The organism is Enterobacter sp. 241F3 (assembly GCF_034106785.1).
GTDB lineage: Bacteria > Pseudomonadota > Gammaproteobacteria > Enterobacterales > Enterobacteriaceae > Enterobacter > Enterobacter vonholyi.
In genome coordinates this window covers 1370970-1387625 of record NZ_JAWNDD010000001.1, presented here as the reverse complement: position 1 = coordinate 1387625, position 16656 = coordinate 1370970, and the positions used below count along the sequence as shown (strand labels likewise).

Below are 16656 nucleotides of genomic sequence, written 5' to 3'. Positions count from 1 at the left end.
ACTCGCTACCCTGCGAATGGGCGCTTTACCATCGCCGGGTGCCAGGGCATGTTAACCAAAATTGTGAGCGCTTCGCAAAGAGGTTACTATGTCCACCACTTCACCGCTGACCCTCAGCGCCATTCTGGCCCGTCGGGACTGGGAAAACCCCGGCGTCACCCAGTGGAACCGTCTGGCCGCACATGCGCCGTTACACAGCTGGCGCAATGAATCTTCCGCCAGAGATGACGCCGGATCTACCAGCAGGCGCTCTCTCAACGGGCTATGGCGGTTTAGCTATTTTTCAGCGCCGGAGCAGGTTCCTCAAGCATGGGCAATCGAAGATTGCGCGGATGCCGTCGCGATGCCCGTACCGTCGAACTGGCAGATGCAGGGGTTCGACACGCCCATCTACACCAATGTCACCTATCCCATCCCCGTTAACCCACCTTTTGTGCCGCAGGAAAACCCGACCGGTTGTTACTCGCTCACATTTGAAATGAATGACGCCTGGCTTCAGAGCGGGCAAACCCGCATCATCTTTGACGGCGTGAACTCGGCGTTCCATCTGTGGTGCAACGGGAAGTGGATAGGCTATTCCCAGGACAGTCGACTGCCCGCCGAATTTGACCTCTCGGCGGCATTACTCCCCGGGCAGAACCGCCTGGCGGTCATGGTATTGCGCTGGTGCGACGGCAGCTATCTTGAAGATCAGGACATGTGGCGCATGAGCGGCATTTTCCGCGATGTGACTTTGCTGCATAAACCCGATACCCGGATTGCCGATTATCACGTGGTGACGGACCTGAATAATGAGCTGGACCGCGCGGTGCTGAAGGTTGATGTCGCGCTGGCAGGCGCTGGCTTTGCAGACTGCGAGGTGGTTTTTACCCTGTGGCGCGCGGAGGAAAAATGCGCCTGCGTTTCCCGGCGTCCAGGGTCAGCCATCGTCGACGAGCGCGGCAGCTGGGCAGAGCGCTTAACGGCGGCGATGCCCGTTGAACAGCCCGCGCTCTGGAGCGCTGAAACGCCAGAACTGTATCGCCTGACGATTGCGCTTATCAACCCGCAGGGTGAAGTGCTTGAGATTGAGGCGTGCGACGTGGGCTTCCGCCGCGTTGATATCAGCAATGGCCTGCTGAAGCTCAACGGTAAACCGCTGCTGATCCGAGGGGTTAACCGGCACGAGCATCACCCGGAAAACGGCCAGGTGATGGACGAAGCGACCATGCGCCGCGATATCGAAATCATGAAGCAGCACAACTTCAACGCCGTGCGCTGCTCGCACTACCCGAACCATCCGCTGTGGTACCGGCTTTGCGATCGCTACGGGCTGTACGTTGTTGATGAAGCCAACATCGAAACCCACGGTATGGTGCCGATGAGCCGCCTTGCAGACGATCCGCGCTGGCTGCCCGCCATGAGCGAACGCGTGACCCGCATGGTGCAGCGCGATCGTAATCATCCCTCAATAATCATTTGGTCGCTGGGCAATGAGTCCGGGCACGGCGCAAACCACGACGCACTGTATCGCTGGGTGAAATCCACGGATCCGACGCGTCCGGTGCAGTATGAAGGCGGCGGCGCGAATACGGCGGCTACCGATATTGTTTGTCCGATGTATGCCCGTGTCGATCAGGATCAGCCCTTCCCGGCAGTGCCTAAATGGTCAATCAAAAAATGGATCGGTATGCCGGACGAAACGCGTCCGCTGATCCTCTGTGAATATGCTCACGCGATGGGGAATAGCTTTGGCGGGTTCGCGAAATACTGGCAGGCGTTTCGCAGCCACCCTCGCCTGCAGGGGGGATTTGTCTGGGACTGGGTCGATCAGGCCCTGACGAAACAGGACGAAGCTGGCAACGCGTTCTGGGCCTACGGGGGAGACTTTGGCGATAAGCCGAACGATCGGCAGTTCTGCCTCAATGGCCTGGTATTCCCCGATCGCACGCCGCACCCGGCGCTGTACGAGGCGCAGCGCGCCCAGCAGTTCTTTACCTTTACGCGGGTCAGCACCTCGCCGCTGGTGATTGAGGTGCAAAGCGGCTACCTGTTCCGCCACACCGATAACGAAGTGCTGAGCTGGACGGTTGCCCGTGACGGGGACGTGCTGGCCGAGGGCGAGGTGACGCTCTCGATGTCGCCTGAAGGCACCCAGCGTCTGGAGATCGACCTGCCGGAGCTGAAAGCCGGGCCGGGTGAGGTCTGGCTGAACGTAGAAGTACGCCAGCCGCGGGCAACGCCGTGGTCACCGGCTGACCATCGCTGCGCGTGGGAGCAGTGGCCGCTGCCGGCTCCACTCTTTATTGCTCCGCCAGCTCCGGTGGGCGAGCCGCCGGTCTTGACGCAAAACGATCGCGTTCAGGAGATCTCCCATCGTCAACAGCGCTGGCAATTCGATCGCGCAACCGGAAATCTGACTCAATGGTGGCGAAATGGCGTTGAAACGCTGCTTTCACCTCTGACGGATAACGTCAGCCGCGCGCCGCTGGACAACGACATTGGCGTAAGTGAAGCGACGAAGATCGATCCGAACGCCTGGGTTGAACGCTGGAAAGCGGCGGGCATGTACGATCTCACCTCGCGCGTTCTGCACTGTGAGGCAGAGCAGCACGCAGACGAGGTGGTGGTCAAAACCCAGCACGTCCTTGAGTATCGCGGCAAAGCCCTGTTTATGAGCCGTAAAGTCTGGCGGGTGGACGAGCGAGGCGTTCTGCATGGCGATATTCAGGTCGATATTGCATCTGATATCCCGGAGCCTGCGCGCGTTGGCCTGAGCGTTCATCTTGCCGAAACGCCGGAAAACGTCTTCTGGCTGGGACTGGGGCCGCATGAAAACTATCCGGACAGAAAGCTGGCGGCACGGCAGGGGCGCTGGACATTACCCCTGGCGGAGATGCACACGCCGTATATCTTCCCGACGGAAAATGGTTTGCGCTGTGATACGTGGGAGCTGACGCTGGGAACGCATCAGCTAAATGGCCAGTTCCACTTCTCGGTGAGCCGCTACAGCCAGCAGCAGCTGCGGAAGACAACCCACCACCATCTGCTGCGGGAAGAGCCGGGATGCTGGCTTAACCTCGATGCGTTCCATATGGGCGTGGGCGGCGACGACTCCTGGAGCCCCAGCGTTGCACCGGAATTCATTCTGCAGACACGTCAGCTTCGCTATACCTTCAGCTGGCAGCAGAACCCTTAACTGACCCTGGAGAGGCGGCCACAGAGCGTGGCCGCATGCTTACGCCAGAATGCCGCTCAGGCCATGCAGGCTCATGTAAATTCCTACCACGGTAATCAGCGCAGCGGAGATCCACGGTGCCTTACGGGAGAATTCGCTAAACCCGGGCCAGCGTTTGGTCGCGTGCTTGAGGCTTAAGGCGGCAATCGCGCCGGAAGCGACCAGCGTTAACGCCAGACCAATACTGAAGCTGAACACCAGCGTCGCGCCGAGGGCGAAATGCTTCAGCTGCAGGCAGATCAGCAGCACGGTGATGGACGCCGGGCAGGGGATAAGTCCGCCGGTCAGGCCAAACATCACAATCTGTCCGGTGGTGACATTTTGACCGCTGAAGCGGCGGTTAATATCCTGCGCGTGAGCGCGCTGGTGGGCGTCCTGCCACTCTTCTTCAATCAGCGTGTGTTCGTGGTGATGATGATCATGATGGTGGTCATGTTCATGTTCATGTTCATGTTCATGTTCATGTTCATGTTCATGTTCATGTTCATGGTCGTGGTGGTGATGGCTATCATGGTCGTGATGATGATCGTGCGGCTGGCTCTCTTTCCAGGTTCGCCACGCCATCCACAGGGCGATCGCAACGATCAGCACCCCGGAGATCAGCTGGAACCAGGGTTCGGACGTATGCGCATCCCAGCCCCGACCAAACCATAATCCCGCCATCGCAACGAGCCAGACCACCGCCGTATGGGAGAGCGTTGCCGCCAGGCCAAGCAGTACCGCCTGTTTCAGCGTGCCGCGGATGGCAACAATAAAGGCTGCCATCATTGTTTTTGAATGGCCCGGTTCCAGGCCATGCAGCGCACCGAGCAGGATAGCGCTGGGAACAAACAGCCAGGCATTGCCCTGCTGAAGAAGTGAAGCAAAATCGGTCATGGGAAATTCCGGAGTGGAAAGCGTGCGGAGATACTACTCCCCCCCAGTAGCGTAATACTACCCCCCAGTAGAAAAATACTCAGGGGGAGTAGAGCGTGATATGCTTTAAAAGCTAAAAAATTAGGGATACAGAGATGTCACATACCGTTAGAGACAAGAAGATGTTACTGACTCGCCTGAAGAAAATTCAGGGGCAAAGCACCGCGCTGGAAAAAATGCTTAACAGCGATCACGAATGCGCCGAGGTGTTACAGCAGCTGGCGGCAATCCGCGGGGCGGTCAATGGCATGATGATGCAGGTGATCGAAGGACATTTAACCGATCACGTGGTGAAAGAGCCTGAAGAAGCGCAGCGTGAAGCCGATCTTGGCGTGGTGTTGCGGGTGATCAAATCCTATCTCAAGTAGCGTGCGTGCCGAGGTTATTTTCTGCCCAAAGAATAAATTCCGTTTTTGGCAGTGCCTTGCTGTAGTACCACCCCTGCCCGTACTGCACGCCGTGACGGTGTAGCCAGGCGAGCTGCCCTGCGGTCTCGATGCCCTCCGCCACCATCGCCAGCTTCAACGACTTTGCTATTTCAATGATGTGCGGCGTCACGTTTTTATACTCCAGCGCATCGACGAACGACTTATCAATTTTTAGCGTGTCGACGTCCAGATCCTGCAGATAGCTCAGGCTGGAATAGCCCGTGCCAAAATCATCAATATAGACAGGGTGCCCCGAACGGCGGAATGCGGCGATAGCCGGCGCGCTGATTTTGGGATCGGCAAAGCCGCGCTCGGTGAGCTCAAGGGCGATTTGTCGGGGTTGTATTTGCCACTTATTCAGTAGCTGACTCAGTAAAGGTGGCAGGATGCCGGAGGTTAAATCGGCAGGGGCGAGGTTAATGGAGATATGCTGATCGGGATGGCGTTGCAGCCAGTGGCCCATATCTTCAAACACCTTTTCGATGACTAACTGCGTCAGCTGTGAGATGAGCCCCGTTTGCTCGGCAAGGGGGACAAAAATATCCGGCGATAGGCTGCTTCCGTCTGGCTGTGGCCAGCGCGTCAGCGCTTCTGCGCCCACAATTTTTCCGCTACTGAGCGCCACGATGGGCTGATAGTGAACCACAAAATCCCGGCTGTTAATGGCGTCAAGCAGGCGATTGCGCGGCGACTGGATACGACGCAGGATCCGCAGGACAAACAGCGCGGCGAGCAGACTTATTAACATGCCGAACGGTAACCAGAAAAGAAGCTGCCGGTGCCAGGTTTCAGCCAGCGGTTTGAGCGTTGCCCATGCGACGACGGTAAATCCAAGCTCAGGTACAGACTTCATGACGTACATTGAACCGTTGTACTGCACGCTTTTGACATCCCGCTCCTGAACCATGTCGCGGATGTGAGAATTGAGCTTACTGCTGCTGGCGAATATGCGGTGTGTTGTAGTGCCTACCAGGGCGGCATCAATCGCTATCTCGCCGAAAGGAATAACGTCCACCAGCGAGGCAGGATCGACCATGACAAGGTAGTGGCCTTTTCCCAGCACTGCCATGTAGCGGTTAAACCCAAGATCGTTTTGCGTGGTCAGCCATGCGCTGTAGCCATCTTCGGTAATGCGCATCGGCGGCGGGAAAGGGGCTGCATGGCTGGTTTGCTCCAGGGAGGAGCAGAGCGGCTGAAGGTTATCGATATAAATCACTTCCTGAACATATCGCCACGAGAAAGCGACCCGGCGCATCTCTCTTAACTGCAACGGGCTACACGGCACCCCTTCAAAGGCCTGCAGGTGATCGAGCGCTTCTTTTGCCTGATCCACAACTCTGTCGGTTCTTACCAACACGCGTGACGCATAGTTATCCAGCGCATTGGCAAACTTATCTTCCGCCTGGCGATGGGCCAGCCAGATGCTCAGGCAAATGGGAACCAGCACAGAAAAGATAAGTATGCCAGTCACCAGACTGACCAGATGTCGGGTTTTCATGCTGTCGTGTCCTTCCTCGTATACCCGTTCCTGGGCATTGAGTTCCTTGCCTGAAGAGAAAGATTTTACCGCGAAATGATATAGTTATAGCACGTGGGCAGCCAGGTTTTCATTTTATCTCAGGCAACCGAGAAAATATCGCCCGGCGAGAGGGGGTTGTTTTTTCGAACTGGCCTGGATATTATTTTGTTATGTTATAACAAAACACAAAGGATTTACGATGAAGCCTGATATCCATCCAGCCTATCGCACCGTGGTATTCCACGACACCAGCGCTAATGAATACTTCAAGGTTGGCTCAACCATTAAGACCGACCGCGAAATTGAACTCGACGGTGAAACGTATCCGTACATCACCATTGAGGTTTCTTCAAAATCGCACCCGTTTTATACCGGCAAGCAGAAAACGTTCTCCACGGACGGTAGCGCCGCGCGCTTCCGCAAGCGTTTTGGCGGTTTTCTCAATGCGAAGCGGGGCTAACCATGCAGGTACTTAACTCATTACGCAGTGCAAAGCAGCGTCACCCGGATTGCCAGATAGTCAAACGCAAGGGACGCTTATACGTGATTTGCAAATCTAATCCGCGCTTTAAGGCGGTTCAGGGACGTAAAAAAAGACGCTAGACGCGCGTTTCTCGCCAGCTTTCCAGGGATCTTTTCTGTTTGCCATCGGCAGTAAAATTGTCGGTGGCAAGCCAGCTTTCAAAGGCGCTCGCCAGCGCCGGCCACTCTTTGTCGAGAATAGAAAACCAGTCGGTATCCCGGTTACGGCCTTTTATGACCAGCGCCTGGCGAAAGCGCCCCTCAAACTGAAAGCCCAGACGCAGCGCTGCTTTACGGGAAGGCTCGTTCAGGCTATTGCACTTCCATTCATAACGTCGGTAGCCCAGGGTATCGAACACGTACCGCATCAGCAGATATTGCGCCTCTGTCGACCCTGGCGTGCGGCTTAACAGAGGAGAGAAGTGAACGTGCCCCACTTCCACGACCCCGTTTTTAGGATCGATCCGCATCAGGGACAGCGTCCCGACAGGAGACTCGGTCTGGTTATCCATAACGGTAAAGTGGATGGGATCGGATAACTCACTTACGCTCGCCACCCAGTTGGCAAACTCTTCTGCGGTGGCATCAGGTTCACGCAGTAGCCACGTCCAGCTGCGGGTATCTTCGGCCAGGGAATAGGCGGAGAACAACGCGTGGGCATGCTCCACGCGCAGCGGCTCAAGCCGACAATAGTGGCCCTGAAGGACTACCCGGGACGGGTGTTGACGAGGTTGCCAGTCGATAAGGGCTTCGCCTACAGGCTGTCCAAACTCATTGAATGTATTCATTTTTATTTCCATGTCGTTGAAAAGAACTCCAGATTAGTGAATTGCTGGTTCCTTAAAAAGAACCACCAGGCTATGTTTTTCTGGTACCACTAGGAGGGAAGATGAATATACCGGGTGATGAGCTTTACACTTTGCTCCATGCTGCGCTGAAAAAGCGTGAGCAAGAGACGCTCCAGCGCACGCTCTATCATGCTTTGCGGGATGCGATACTGTGCGGCAGGCTTCGGTCCGGCAGCCAGCTGCCCGGTTCGCGAACGCTGGCGCAGCAGATCTCGGTTTCCCGAAACACCGTCAATGCGGCGCTGGACCAGCTCACGCTCGAAGGTTATTTGCTGCGTAACCGTCAGGGGACACGGGTGGGGCAATTCGCTCATCGTACGATTGCCCGAACGCTGCCGGATCCTGACGTCAGGCTGACAAAACGTGTCGCCCTGCTGCCCGCCCCTGTGCCGCGCGACACCCCTGTGATGTCGTTCACGCCGGGAACGCCTGCCATTAACTATTTCCCCTTGCCGCTGTGGCGGCGATTGTACGATCGTGTTCTGCGCGAGGAGGGAAGTGCCCTGTTAGGCTATGGAGACCCGGCCGGTGAACCGTCTCTGCGGGCAGCGATTGCCCGGCATCTCGCCTTGTCTCGTGGTATCGACTGCGACGCCAGCCAGATTGTGCTCACCGAAGGTGCGCTTGAGGGGGTCAATCTCTGCACGATGCTGTTAAGCGAGCCTGGCGATGTCGCCTGGGTAGAAAACCCTGGCTACAGCGGGGCAAAGAGTGCGTTTGTTAAAACCGGCCTGGCGATGACGGGAATACCGGTTGATGACGAGGGAATGTGCTGGGAAGGGCTGGATGCGCCTGCCCCCTCAATGATCTTTACATCGCCTTCGCATCAGTTCCCTTACGGGAGCGTGCTTAGCGCGCGGCGGCGGCTGGCGCTGCTGGACCTAGCCCGGCAGCACAACGCGTGGATCATTGAAGATGATTACGACAGCGAGTTCCGTTATGCCGGTGAGCCCGTACCGGCGATGCTGGGAATGGTTAACAATGCGCCCGTTGTGTATCTGGGGACGTTCAGTAAAACGCTGTTTCCGTCACTTCGCATGGGGTTCATGGTGTTACCGCCAGCGCTCGCTAAGGCGGTTCGTCCGGCCATCGGCTCGCTGTTGCGGGGTGGGCATCGTGCCGAACAGCGCACCCTGGCGCTGTTCATTGAAGAAGGTCATTACGCCCGCCACCTTGCCGCCATGCGTCGGCTGTACCGTAAACGCTACCGCCAGCTGCGGGAGGTGCTGGGCGCCGAGCTTCATTCTCCGCACCGCATTCTGGCAGGCGAAGGTGGGATGCATCTGACGCTGGCGATAGACGGTATTGACGACCAGAGGCTGGTGGCGAAGGCGAGAGCGTTTCAGCTGGCACCCGCTGCACTGAGCGGGTATTACCTGGAGGCGAAGCAGGGGCAAACCGGGCTGGTTTTAGGTTACGGTAATACCTCTGCTTCTCAGTTTGCGCCTGGGATCCGACGTCTGCAGGCGTTAATTACGCAGCAGCAGGGCGGGAAAGGGTAAAGACATCATAGAAAGAGAGCTGTCCTTTGGTGGAGACCATTTTCTGCAGCTTCTCTTTTTGCCCGGCTTCAACTGCCGGAGAGTGCATGATGTTTTCGATCAGCTCCTCTGGTACGTAACGCGTGTTGTACCATTCGCCGTTATAGCAGACCCGAAAATCGAGCACGTCGATATCTTCGTAACGGTAGCGCGGATTCACGTCGAAAAAGAAAAAGGCGTTAAAGACGACAAACAGTACAACCAGCAGCCAGACGGAGTCCACCAGCGTTTCGGACTTCAGCATAACAATAAGCGTCGCCAGCCAGGCGGCATACATGGCGACAAACAGGCCAGGATGTTTGCGAATAAAGCTAATGCTAAAGCGCGGGCGATTATCGCGCTTTTCGCGGAGGTTAAGATCGTCGATGGTGGCGGTAAGCAGGCGCTGTATCTCGGTCATTTTTTGCCTTCATGAGAGTTGACAATACAGGGTGTCTGCCAATTTTAGGGGAGCCATCAGGCTGAAAAAAGTAACAGTCTGGCGCTAAAAGACTATAACAGTTGACTCCCCGCGACCTCACAGCGTTTTGATAATTTTTGCCGGGTTGCCGCCAACGACGACGTTAGCCGGGACGTCTTTCGTCACGACCGCGCCGGAGGCCACCACCACGTTATCACCAATGGTGACGCCAGGGTTAATGACCGCCCGGCCACCAATCCAGACGTTATTTCCAATATTGACGGGTTTTCCAAACTCCACGCCGCTGTTTCGTTCCTCCGCATCCAGCGGGTGGGTTGCCGTATAAATATGAACACCCGGCGCGAGCATACAGTTATCGCCAATATGAACAGGGCAGACATCCAGCATCACGCAGTCGAAGTTAGCGTAAAAGTTTTTGCCCAGATAAATGTTATATCCGTAGTCGCAGCGGAAGCTCGGCTCTATATAAGCGCCTGCGCTTTGTCCGAGAAGTTCCGCCAGAATGTTCTGGCGTTCTGTTTTTTCATCAGGCGCAGTGTGGTTATAGCGGTAAACCAGATGGCGGGCCCGCAGTCGGTCAGCCCGTAATGTCTCATCGCCGGGGCGATAATGTTCACCGGCAATCATTTTCTGTTTTTCTAAGCTCACTGGAAACCTCTCTGGATGTTATTACCCCAGATTAATCGGAACAGGCCAGAAGGGGAACGTTCCCGGAAAGCCGATGTGACCATCGTCACAACATTGCTGTTGTTGAACGCGTTTTACACGGAGACCTGGCTTACGCACAGGGGGCATAACGGGATGGTAAAACTCAGAACGAGGCGTAGAACTCTACAGACACCCTTCAAAGATTAACGGACAAATTTCCACACAGAAGTAGGGATTTTGTCATACAGCTTATTCATTGTTAGTTCAGCAAGACGATGGTCAGCGGCTGAATAAAATACCGCCAGTTCATTATCAGAAAGCTCGTATTTATTCTTTTCAATGACGCGTTCAAGCGTGTCAATTGACTGACAACGTCGTAAGCGCATCAAATAATCGATCTTTGTGAGTGGTTTATCAGACATAAATTCACCTTAGTAATTGTAATAATTTTAACAGGAAAGACTCACCGGGTTAGCTCTGCTCACGTTGACGAAACAGCGGAATAGCCGATTTCCCGATTTACGCCATTTTTGCAAATCCTGAGCGTTAATGCCGTAACTGCTGAACAACATAAAGGTGTCGTCCAGGTATTCATCAATTTGCTCGATGAGCTTATTATCTTCATTGTACTTAATTTTATAATTAAGTGCGAAGGTTGCGATATGCTCTATCAGCTCATTCAACTGTAAATTGATGGCAGACGTTGGATCGTTTACCCAGCCATGGTTACTTTCATCAAGATTGGCAAGGCAGTCATGGTACAAGGATTCGCAGAGAAATTTCAACTGCGCGATATCATGCCTTTTTGGCGAGTACTCGTCCATAGCGCATCCCCTTCTGAGTGATTTCTTACTCACCGAACATCATTGTCGGGATGGATACAACTGACTTAGCTACATGAGTGCTGTGTTCCTGATAATCTAACTATAAGCCACTCCTTCCTGGATTTCACCGCGCTATTACGAAAAATTACAAATAAAACCGCAGGCTGGGAGCTTGAACGCAAATGGTCGTCCTGGACTCAACGTTTTTATCCAAATTAACGACGGTGCTTTATCGCTTCCTTACGTTTCATTGGCTTAGCAAAAATGATGAGAAAAGTTTAGATTCAGACTTATCTTTGTAAGAACTTCTTATTAGGAATATTCCTAATACTTTAAGCGGGGAAATGAAATTAAAAAAATCCCGATTTCACCGATTAAGTTATCAGTTAATTATGATATGTCTATTTAAGATGGCAGAAAATAAATTGAACCACAATAAGCGTAATTTATGATTTTTTCTGAAAATGAAAAAGGCCGCTAATGCGGCCTTTTTATCATGTGAAACCGGTATCAGTGAGGTTCTACCGAATGACTGTGTTCAACATCTTCATTCTTTCGGCTAAAGCGGCGGCGAACCACCACGAAGAACACCGGTACGAAGAAGATGGCCAATACGGTCGCGGTAACCATACCGCCCATCACACCAGTACCTACTGCGTTCTGCGCACCGGAGCCCGCTCCGGAACTGATAACCAGCGGCAGTACGCCGAGGATAAACGCCAGTGACGTCATCAGGATCGGGCGCAGACGCATACGAACCGCCTCAAGCGTCGCCTCAATAAGACCTTTGCCTTCTTTCTCCATCAGATCTTTGGCGAATTCAACGATAAGTATCGCGTTCTTCGCCGACAAGCCAATGGTTGTCAGCAGGCCTACCTGGAAGTAAACGTCGTTGGTCAACCCACGGAACGTCGCCGCAAGCAGCGCACCGATAACCCCGAGTGGAACCACCAGCATAACGGAGAACGGAATCGACCAGCTCTCGTACAGTGCCGCCAGACACAGGAAGACCACAATCAGTGAAATGGCGTACAGAGCAGGGGCCTGGTTACCGGACAGACGTTCCTGATAGGACATACCGGTCCAGTCATAGCCGATACCCGCAGGCAGTTTGCTCGCCAGCTCTTCCATCAGGTTCATGGCTTCACCGGTGCTTCGGCCCGGTGCGGCCTGACCCAGGATCTCCATAGACGGCAGACCGTTATAGCGTTCCAGACGCGGTGAACCGTATTCCCAGCGTGACGTTGAGAACGCCGAGAACGGAACCATCTGACCATTGCTGCCGCGCACGAACCAGCTGTTGATATCGTTCGGCAACATACGGTACTGCGCCTCTGACATCACGTACACTTTCTTCACACGACCGCGATCGATGAAGTCGTTAACGTAGCTACCGCCCCAGGCTGCGCCCAGCGTGGTGTTGATGTCACTGATGGATACGCCCAGCGCCTGAGCTTTTTCCTGATCGATGTCGATTTTGTACTGCGGCGTATCTTCCAGGCCGTTTGGACGTACGCCGACCAGCAGGTCAGGGTGTTTAGCGACTTCACCAAACAGCTGGTTACGCGCCTGCGTCAGTTTCTCGTGACCCAGGCCACCCTGGTCAATCAGCTGGAAGTCGAAGCCGGTCGCGGTACCCAGTTCAACAATCGCTGGCAGGTTAAAGGCGAAGACCATTGCATCTTTAATCTGCGAGAAGGTGCCCATTGCACGGCCGGTGATGGCTTCAACCTTGTTCTTTTCGCCCGGACGTTCAGACCAGTCTTTCAGAGAAACGAAGGCAATACCGGTGTTCTGACCACGACCCGCAAAGCCAAAGCCGTTAACCGCAAACACGGATTCAACGTTGTCTTTCTCTTTGGTGAGATAGTAGTCCGTCACTTCATCCAGCACTTTCTGGGTACGCTCTTGCGAGGCACCTGCCGGAAGCTGCGCCATCGTCAGGAACACGCCCTGGTCTTCATCCGGCAGGAACGAGCTTGGCAGACGAACGAACAGGAAAGCCATGCCCACCACGATGATGATATAGAGCAGCAGGTAACGACCGGTGCTGCGCAGGATGTTACCCACGCTGTCGGTGTAGTGGTGCGTGCTTTTATCGAACATGCGGTTAAACCAGCCGAAGAACCCTTTATGCTCGCCGTGACCGCCTTTCTGAATCGGCTTCAGCATGGTGGCACACAGGGCAGGGGTCAGGATCAACGCCACCAGCACCGACAGCGCCATCGCGGAAACGATGGTAATGGAGAACTGACGGTAAATCGCACCGGTAGAGCCCCCGAAGAAGGCCATCGGAATAAATACCGCAGACAGCACCATCGCGATACCGACCAGCGCGCCCTGGATCTGACCCATCGATTTACGGGTCGCTTCCTTCGGCGGCAGACCTTCTTCTGCCATCACGCGCTCGACGTTCTCTACCACCACGATGGCGTCATCCACCAGCAGGCCGATGGCGAGCACCATCCCGAACATCGTCAGGGTGTTTATCGAGTAGCCAAATATCGACAGGATCGCAAAGGTCCCGAGCAGAACAACCGGCACGGCAATCGTTGGGATAAGCGTCGCGCGGAAGTTTTGCAGGAACAGGTACATAACCAGGAAGACGAGGATGATCGCCTCAACCAGCGTCTTAACCACTTCGTGAATCGAAATTTTGACGAACGGCGTGGTGTCGTACGGGTAAACGATTTTCAGACCTGACGGGAAGAACGGCTCCATCTTCTTCAGCTCTGCGCGGATCGCCGTGGCGGTATCCAGGGCGTTAGCGCCTGTCGCCAGTTTGATACCCAGACCGGAAGCCGGTTTACCGTTAAACTTCGCGATGATGTCGTAGTTCTCACCGCCCAGCTCGACTTTCGCCACGTCGCGCAGGCGAACCTGCGAGCCGTCCTGGTTCACTTTCAGCAGAATTTTGCTGAACTCATCGGCAGAGGTCAGACGGGTCTGCGCGATGATCGAGGCGTTAAGCTGCTGGCCTTTCACCGGCGGCGTACCGCCTAACTGACCGGCCGCTACCTGGGCGTTCTGCGCTTTAATCGCACTGATCACGTCAACCGGGGTCAGCTGGAAGTTGTTCAGCTTGTTCGGATCCATCCAGATACGCATCGCGTACTGGGAACCGAACAGCTGCACGTCACCCACACCGGAAGTACGGCTGATGGCGTCCTTCATGTTGGCGCCCACGTAGTCGGAAATATCCTCCTGCGTCATGGTGCCGTTGGTGTTGATAACGCCGACAACCATCAGGAAGCTGCTGGACGATTTCTCGACGCTCACGCCCTGCTGTTGTACTTCCTGCGGCAGCAAAGGCATCGCCAGCTGCAGTTTGTTCTGCACCTGAACCTGCGCAATGTCAGCATCCGTACCTGACTGGAAGGTCAGGGTGATCTGCACCGTACCGGTAGAGTCACTGTTTGAGGACATGTACATCAGGTTATCGATACCGTTCATGTTCTGTTCGATAACCTGGGTGACGGTGTCCTGCACCGTTTTCGCATCAGCCCCCGGGTAGGTTGCGGAAATTGTCACCGCCGGTGGCGCAATCGTTGGATATTGCGCAACAGGCAGCTTCAGGATCGCAAGTCCCCCGGCCAGCATGATGATAATGGCGATCACCCATGCAAATATGGGGCGATCGATAAAGAAATTAGGCATGTCTTAACGGCTCCTGTTTAAGTTAAGACTTGGTTTGTTCTGACTGGCCAGCGGCCGAAGCTTGTTGTTTATCGTCAGATTTCACTTCCTGTGCTTTAACCTGCGCGCCAGGACGAACTTTTTGCAAACCAGAAACAATTACGCGATCGCCATCTTTCAGACCTTCCGTCACCAGCCATTTATCGCCAATCGCCTGGGTGGCGGTGATATTGCGCGTTTCGACTTTGTTATCAGCCCCAACAACCAGCGCGCTCGCATCGCCGCGTGGCGTACGGGTCACACCCTGCTGTGGAACCAGAAGTGCGGTTGGATTTGTTCCTTCCTCCAGACGTGCGCGAACGAACATACCTGGCAGCAGATTTTTGTCAGGGTTCGGGAAAATCGCACGTAAGGTGATGGAACCGGTGGTCTGGTCGACCGTCACATCAGAGAATTCCAGGGTACCTTCCTGCGGGAACTTGATACCGTCGTTGGTAATCAGCTCCACCTTGGCTTTGCCGTTTTCCTGTTTCAGGGTGCCGTTAGCCAGCTCCTGTTTCAGGCGCAGGAAATCGTTGCTGGACTGCGTCACGTCAACGTAGATCGGATCGAGCTGCTGCACGGTCGCCAGCGCAGTGGTCTGACCGTTCTGTACCAGAGCCCCTTCCGTGACGGAAGACTTACCAATACGACCGCTAATCGGGGAGGTCACTTTGGTATAGGCAAGGTTAATGCGCGCGGTTTCGACGGCCGCTTTGGCTGCCACCACGGCTGCGTTAGCCTGCTGTGCATCTGCCAGGGCGGTATCGTAATCCTGTTGGCTAATGTACTTAGTGCCGAGCAGTTTTTGGTAGCGGTTCAACGTCAGCTGAGCAATTTTGGCCGCGGCCTGTGCTTTCGCCAGGTCTCCCTTCGCACTCTCATACGATGCCTGATAGGTTGCGGGATCAATCTGATACAGAGACTCACCGGCCTTCACATCACCGCCTTCGGTGAAGTTACGCTTCAGGATAATGCCGCTAACCTGAGGACGCACTTCCGCAATGCGGTAAGCATTTGTACGGCCGGGTAATTCGGTGGTGATTTGTAGAGGTTCAGATTTGAGCGTAACAACGCCTACTTCTGGCGCCTGCTGAGCTCCTTGTTGAGCCGGTTTGTCGTCACATCCTGTTAGCGCTAAGCTGCCTGAGAGCATCAGAACGACCGCCAGAGGCGTTAACCCTCTGTTTTTGTTCATATGTAAACCTCGAGTGTCCGATTTCAAATTGATCAAGGGTCCTGAGTCTAAAACCCATTGCTGCGTTTATATTATCGTCATGCTATGGTACATACATTCACAAATGTATGTAAATCTGACTCCTGTAAATTCACCCACCTATGGCACGAAAAACTAAACAACAAGCGCTGGAAACCCGACAACACATTCTGGATGTGGCAATACGTTTGTTCTCGCAGCAGGGTGTTTCATCCACCTCGCTGGCGCAGATTGCTCAGGCTGCCGGTGTGACGCGAGGAGCGATTTACTGGCATTTTAAAGATAAGTCAGATCTGTTCAGTGAAATCTGGGAGCTTTCAGAGTCCAGCATTAGCGATCTCGAGAGTGAGTATCGGGCAAAATTCCCTGACGATCCACTCTCAGTATTGAGAGAAATATTAGTATATATCCTTGAAGCAACGGTAGTTGAAGAACGTCGCAGATTAATGATGGAGATTATTTTTCATAAATGCGAGTTCGTGGGCGAGATGGCGGTTGTGCAGCAGGCACAGCGCAGCCTAAGCCTGGAGAGCTATGACCGTATTGAACAGAACCTGAACCTGTGTATGCAGGCAAAACTATTACCGGCCAATCTCTTGACCCGACGAGCGGCAATCCTGATGCGCAGCTACATTTCAGGTCTGATGGAGAACTGGCTTTTCGCGCCGCAATCCTTTGACCTTAAAGAGGAAGCCCGCAGCTACGTGGCGATTTTACTGGAAATGCTACAGCTCTGCCCCACGCTGCGCAGCGACGCGCCTTCGCTAACGGCCTGATCCCTTTCCAGGATTTATCTCAGAGGATAACGTTCGCGCTATTCTGCTTTCGGCGAGCGTGATATTCTTCACGCCGGACTATTTTCGGTCATCTTCTGACATCATT

15 protein-coding genes are annotated in these 16656 nt (G+C 54.5%); 6 read left to right on the top strand and 9 right to left on the bottom strand.

Annotated features, from left to right (window positions below; translation table 11 throughout):
- Positions 1-88: 88 nt before the first annotated feature.
- Positions 89-3178, top strand: a complete 3090-nt coding sequence (locus tag UR504_RS06585) for a beta-galactosidase (protein ID WP_320739483.1) — start codon at positions 89-91, stop codon at positions 3176-3178.
- Between the two features lie 39 nt (positions 3179-3217).
- Here the strand turns inward: UR504_RS06585 and UR504_RS06580 are convergent, their stop codons facing one another.
- On the bottom strand, positions 3218-4093 hold the full coding sequence (locus UR504_RS06580; RefSeq protein ID WP_320739481.1) for a nickel/cobalt efflux protein RcnA: 876 nt from the start codon (positions 4091-4093) through the stop codon (positions 3218-3220).
- A gap of 134 nt (positions 4094-4227) precedes the next feature.
- Between UR504_RS06580 and UR504_RS06575 the strand changes: the two genes are divergently transcribed.
- Positions 4228-4500, top strand: coding sequence for a metal-sensing transcriptional repressor (locus UR504_RS06575; protein WP_115874368.1), 273 nt, complete (start codon positions 4228-4230; stop codon positions 4498-4500).
- Here UR504_RS06575 and UR504_RS06570 read toward each other — a convergent pair.
- Entirely contained in the window at positions 4493-6058 is a 1566-nt protein-coding gene (locus tag UR504_RS06570) for an EAL domain-containing protein (protein ID WP_115874369.1), read from the bottom strand. The two genes, UR504_RS06575 and UR504_RS06570, sit on opposite strands and share 8 nt — an antisense overlap.
- Before the next feature lie 220 nt (positions 6059-6278).
- On the opposite strand from UR504_RS06570, the gene UR504_RS06565 reads away from it, so the two are divergent.
- Both UR504_RS06565 and ykgO read left to right on the top strand, forming a co-directional pair.
- On the top strand, positions 6279-6539 hold the full coding sequence (locus UR504_RS06565; protein WP_010428154.1) for a type B 50S ribosomal protein L31: 261 nt from the start codon (positions 6279-6281) through the stop codon (positions 6537-6539).
- Positions 6540-6541: 2 nt separating this feature from the next.
- Positions 6542-6682 (top strand): type B 50S ribosomal protein L36, encoded by a 141-nt coding sequence (gene ykgO, locus UR504_RS06560; protein WP_003859006.1) that lies wholly within the window; start codon positions 6542-6544, stop codon positions 6680-6682.
- On the opposite strand, the gene UR504_RS06555 is transcribed toward ykgO, so the two are convergent.
- Positions 6679-7389: a GNAT family N-acetyltransferase gene (locus tag UR504_RS06555; RefSeq protein ID WP_133293898.1), complete on the bottom strand. Its 711-nt coding sequence runs from the start codon at positions 7387-7389 to the stop codon at positions 6679-6681. The two genes, ykgO and UR504_RS06555, sit on opposite strands and share 4 nt — an antisense overlap.
- 101 nt (positions 7390-7490) lie before the next feature.
- On the opposite strand from UR504_RS06555, the gene UR504_RS06550 reads away from it, so the two are divergent.
- Positions 7491-8951 carry a PLP-dependent aminotransferase family protein gene (locus UR504_RS06550; RefSeq protein ID WP_302234280.1) on the top strand — a complete coding sequence of 487 codons (1461 nt, stop codon included), beginning with the start codon at positions 7491-7493 and terminating at the stop codon, positions 8949-8951.
- On the opposite strand, the gene UR504_RS06545 is transcribed toward UR504_RS06550, so the two are convergent.
- From UR504_RS06545 to acrA, 6 genes are all read right to left on the bottom strand, one after another.
- Complete coding sequence (locus tag UR504_RS06545; RefSeq protein ID WP_023310598.1) at positions 8923-9390, bottom strand: YlaC family protein; 468 nt, start codon at positions 9388-9390, stop codon at positions 8923-8925. The genes UR504_RS06550 and UR504_RS06545 overlap by 29 nt on opposite strands.
- A 117-nt stretch (positions 9391-9507) precedes the next feature.
- Complete coding sequence (maa, locus tag UR504_RS06540; RefSeq protein WP_023310599.1) at positions 9508-10059, bottom strand: maltose O-acetyltransferase; 552 nt, start codon at positions 10057-10059, stop codon at positions 9508-9510.
- Positions 10060-10262: 203 nt separating this feature from the next.
- A complete protein-coding gene (locus UR504_RS06535; protein ID WP_008499287.1) occupies positions 10263-10481 on the bottom strand; it encodes an HHA domain-containing protein in 219 nt (72 codons plus the stop codon).
- 27 nt (positions 10482-10508) lie between these two features.
- Positions 10509-10883 (bottom strand): Hha toxicity modulator TomB, encoded by a 375-nt coding sequence (gene tomB, locus UR504_RS06530; RefSeq protein WP_008499288.1) that lies wholly within the window; start codon positions 10881-10883, stop codon positions 10509-10511.
- Positions 10884-11393: 510 nt separating this feature from the next.
- On the bottom strand, positions 11394-14540 hold the full coding sequence (acrB, locus tag UR504_RS06525) for a multidrug efflux RND transporter permease subunit AcrB (protein WP_029741964.1): 3147 nt from the start codon (positions 14538-14540) through the stop codon (positions 11394-11396).
- A 22-nt stretch (positions 14541-14562) separates the two neighbouring features.
- On the bottom strand, positions 14563-15756 hold the full coding sequence (gene acrA / locus UR504_RS06520; RefSeq protein WP_115874373.1) for a multidrug efflux RND transporter periplasmic adaptor subunit AcrA: 1194 nt from the start codon (positions 15754-15756) through the stop codon (positions 14563-14565).
- Positions 15757-15896: 140 nt separating this feature from the next.
- On the opposite strand from acrA, the gene acrR reads away from it, so the two are divergent.
- Complete coding sequence (acrR, locus tag UR504_RS06515; protein WP_023310602.1) at positions 15897-16550, top strand: multidrug efflux transporter transcriptional repressor AcrR; 654 nt, start codon at positions 15897-15899, stop codon at positions 16548-16550.
- Positions 16551-16656: the final 106 nt, after the last annotated feature.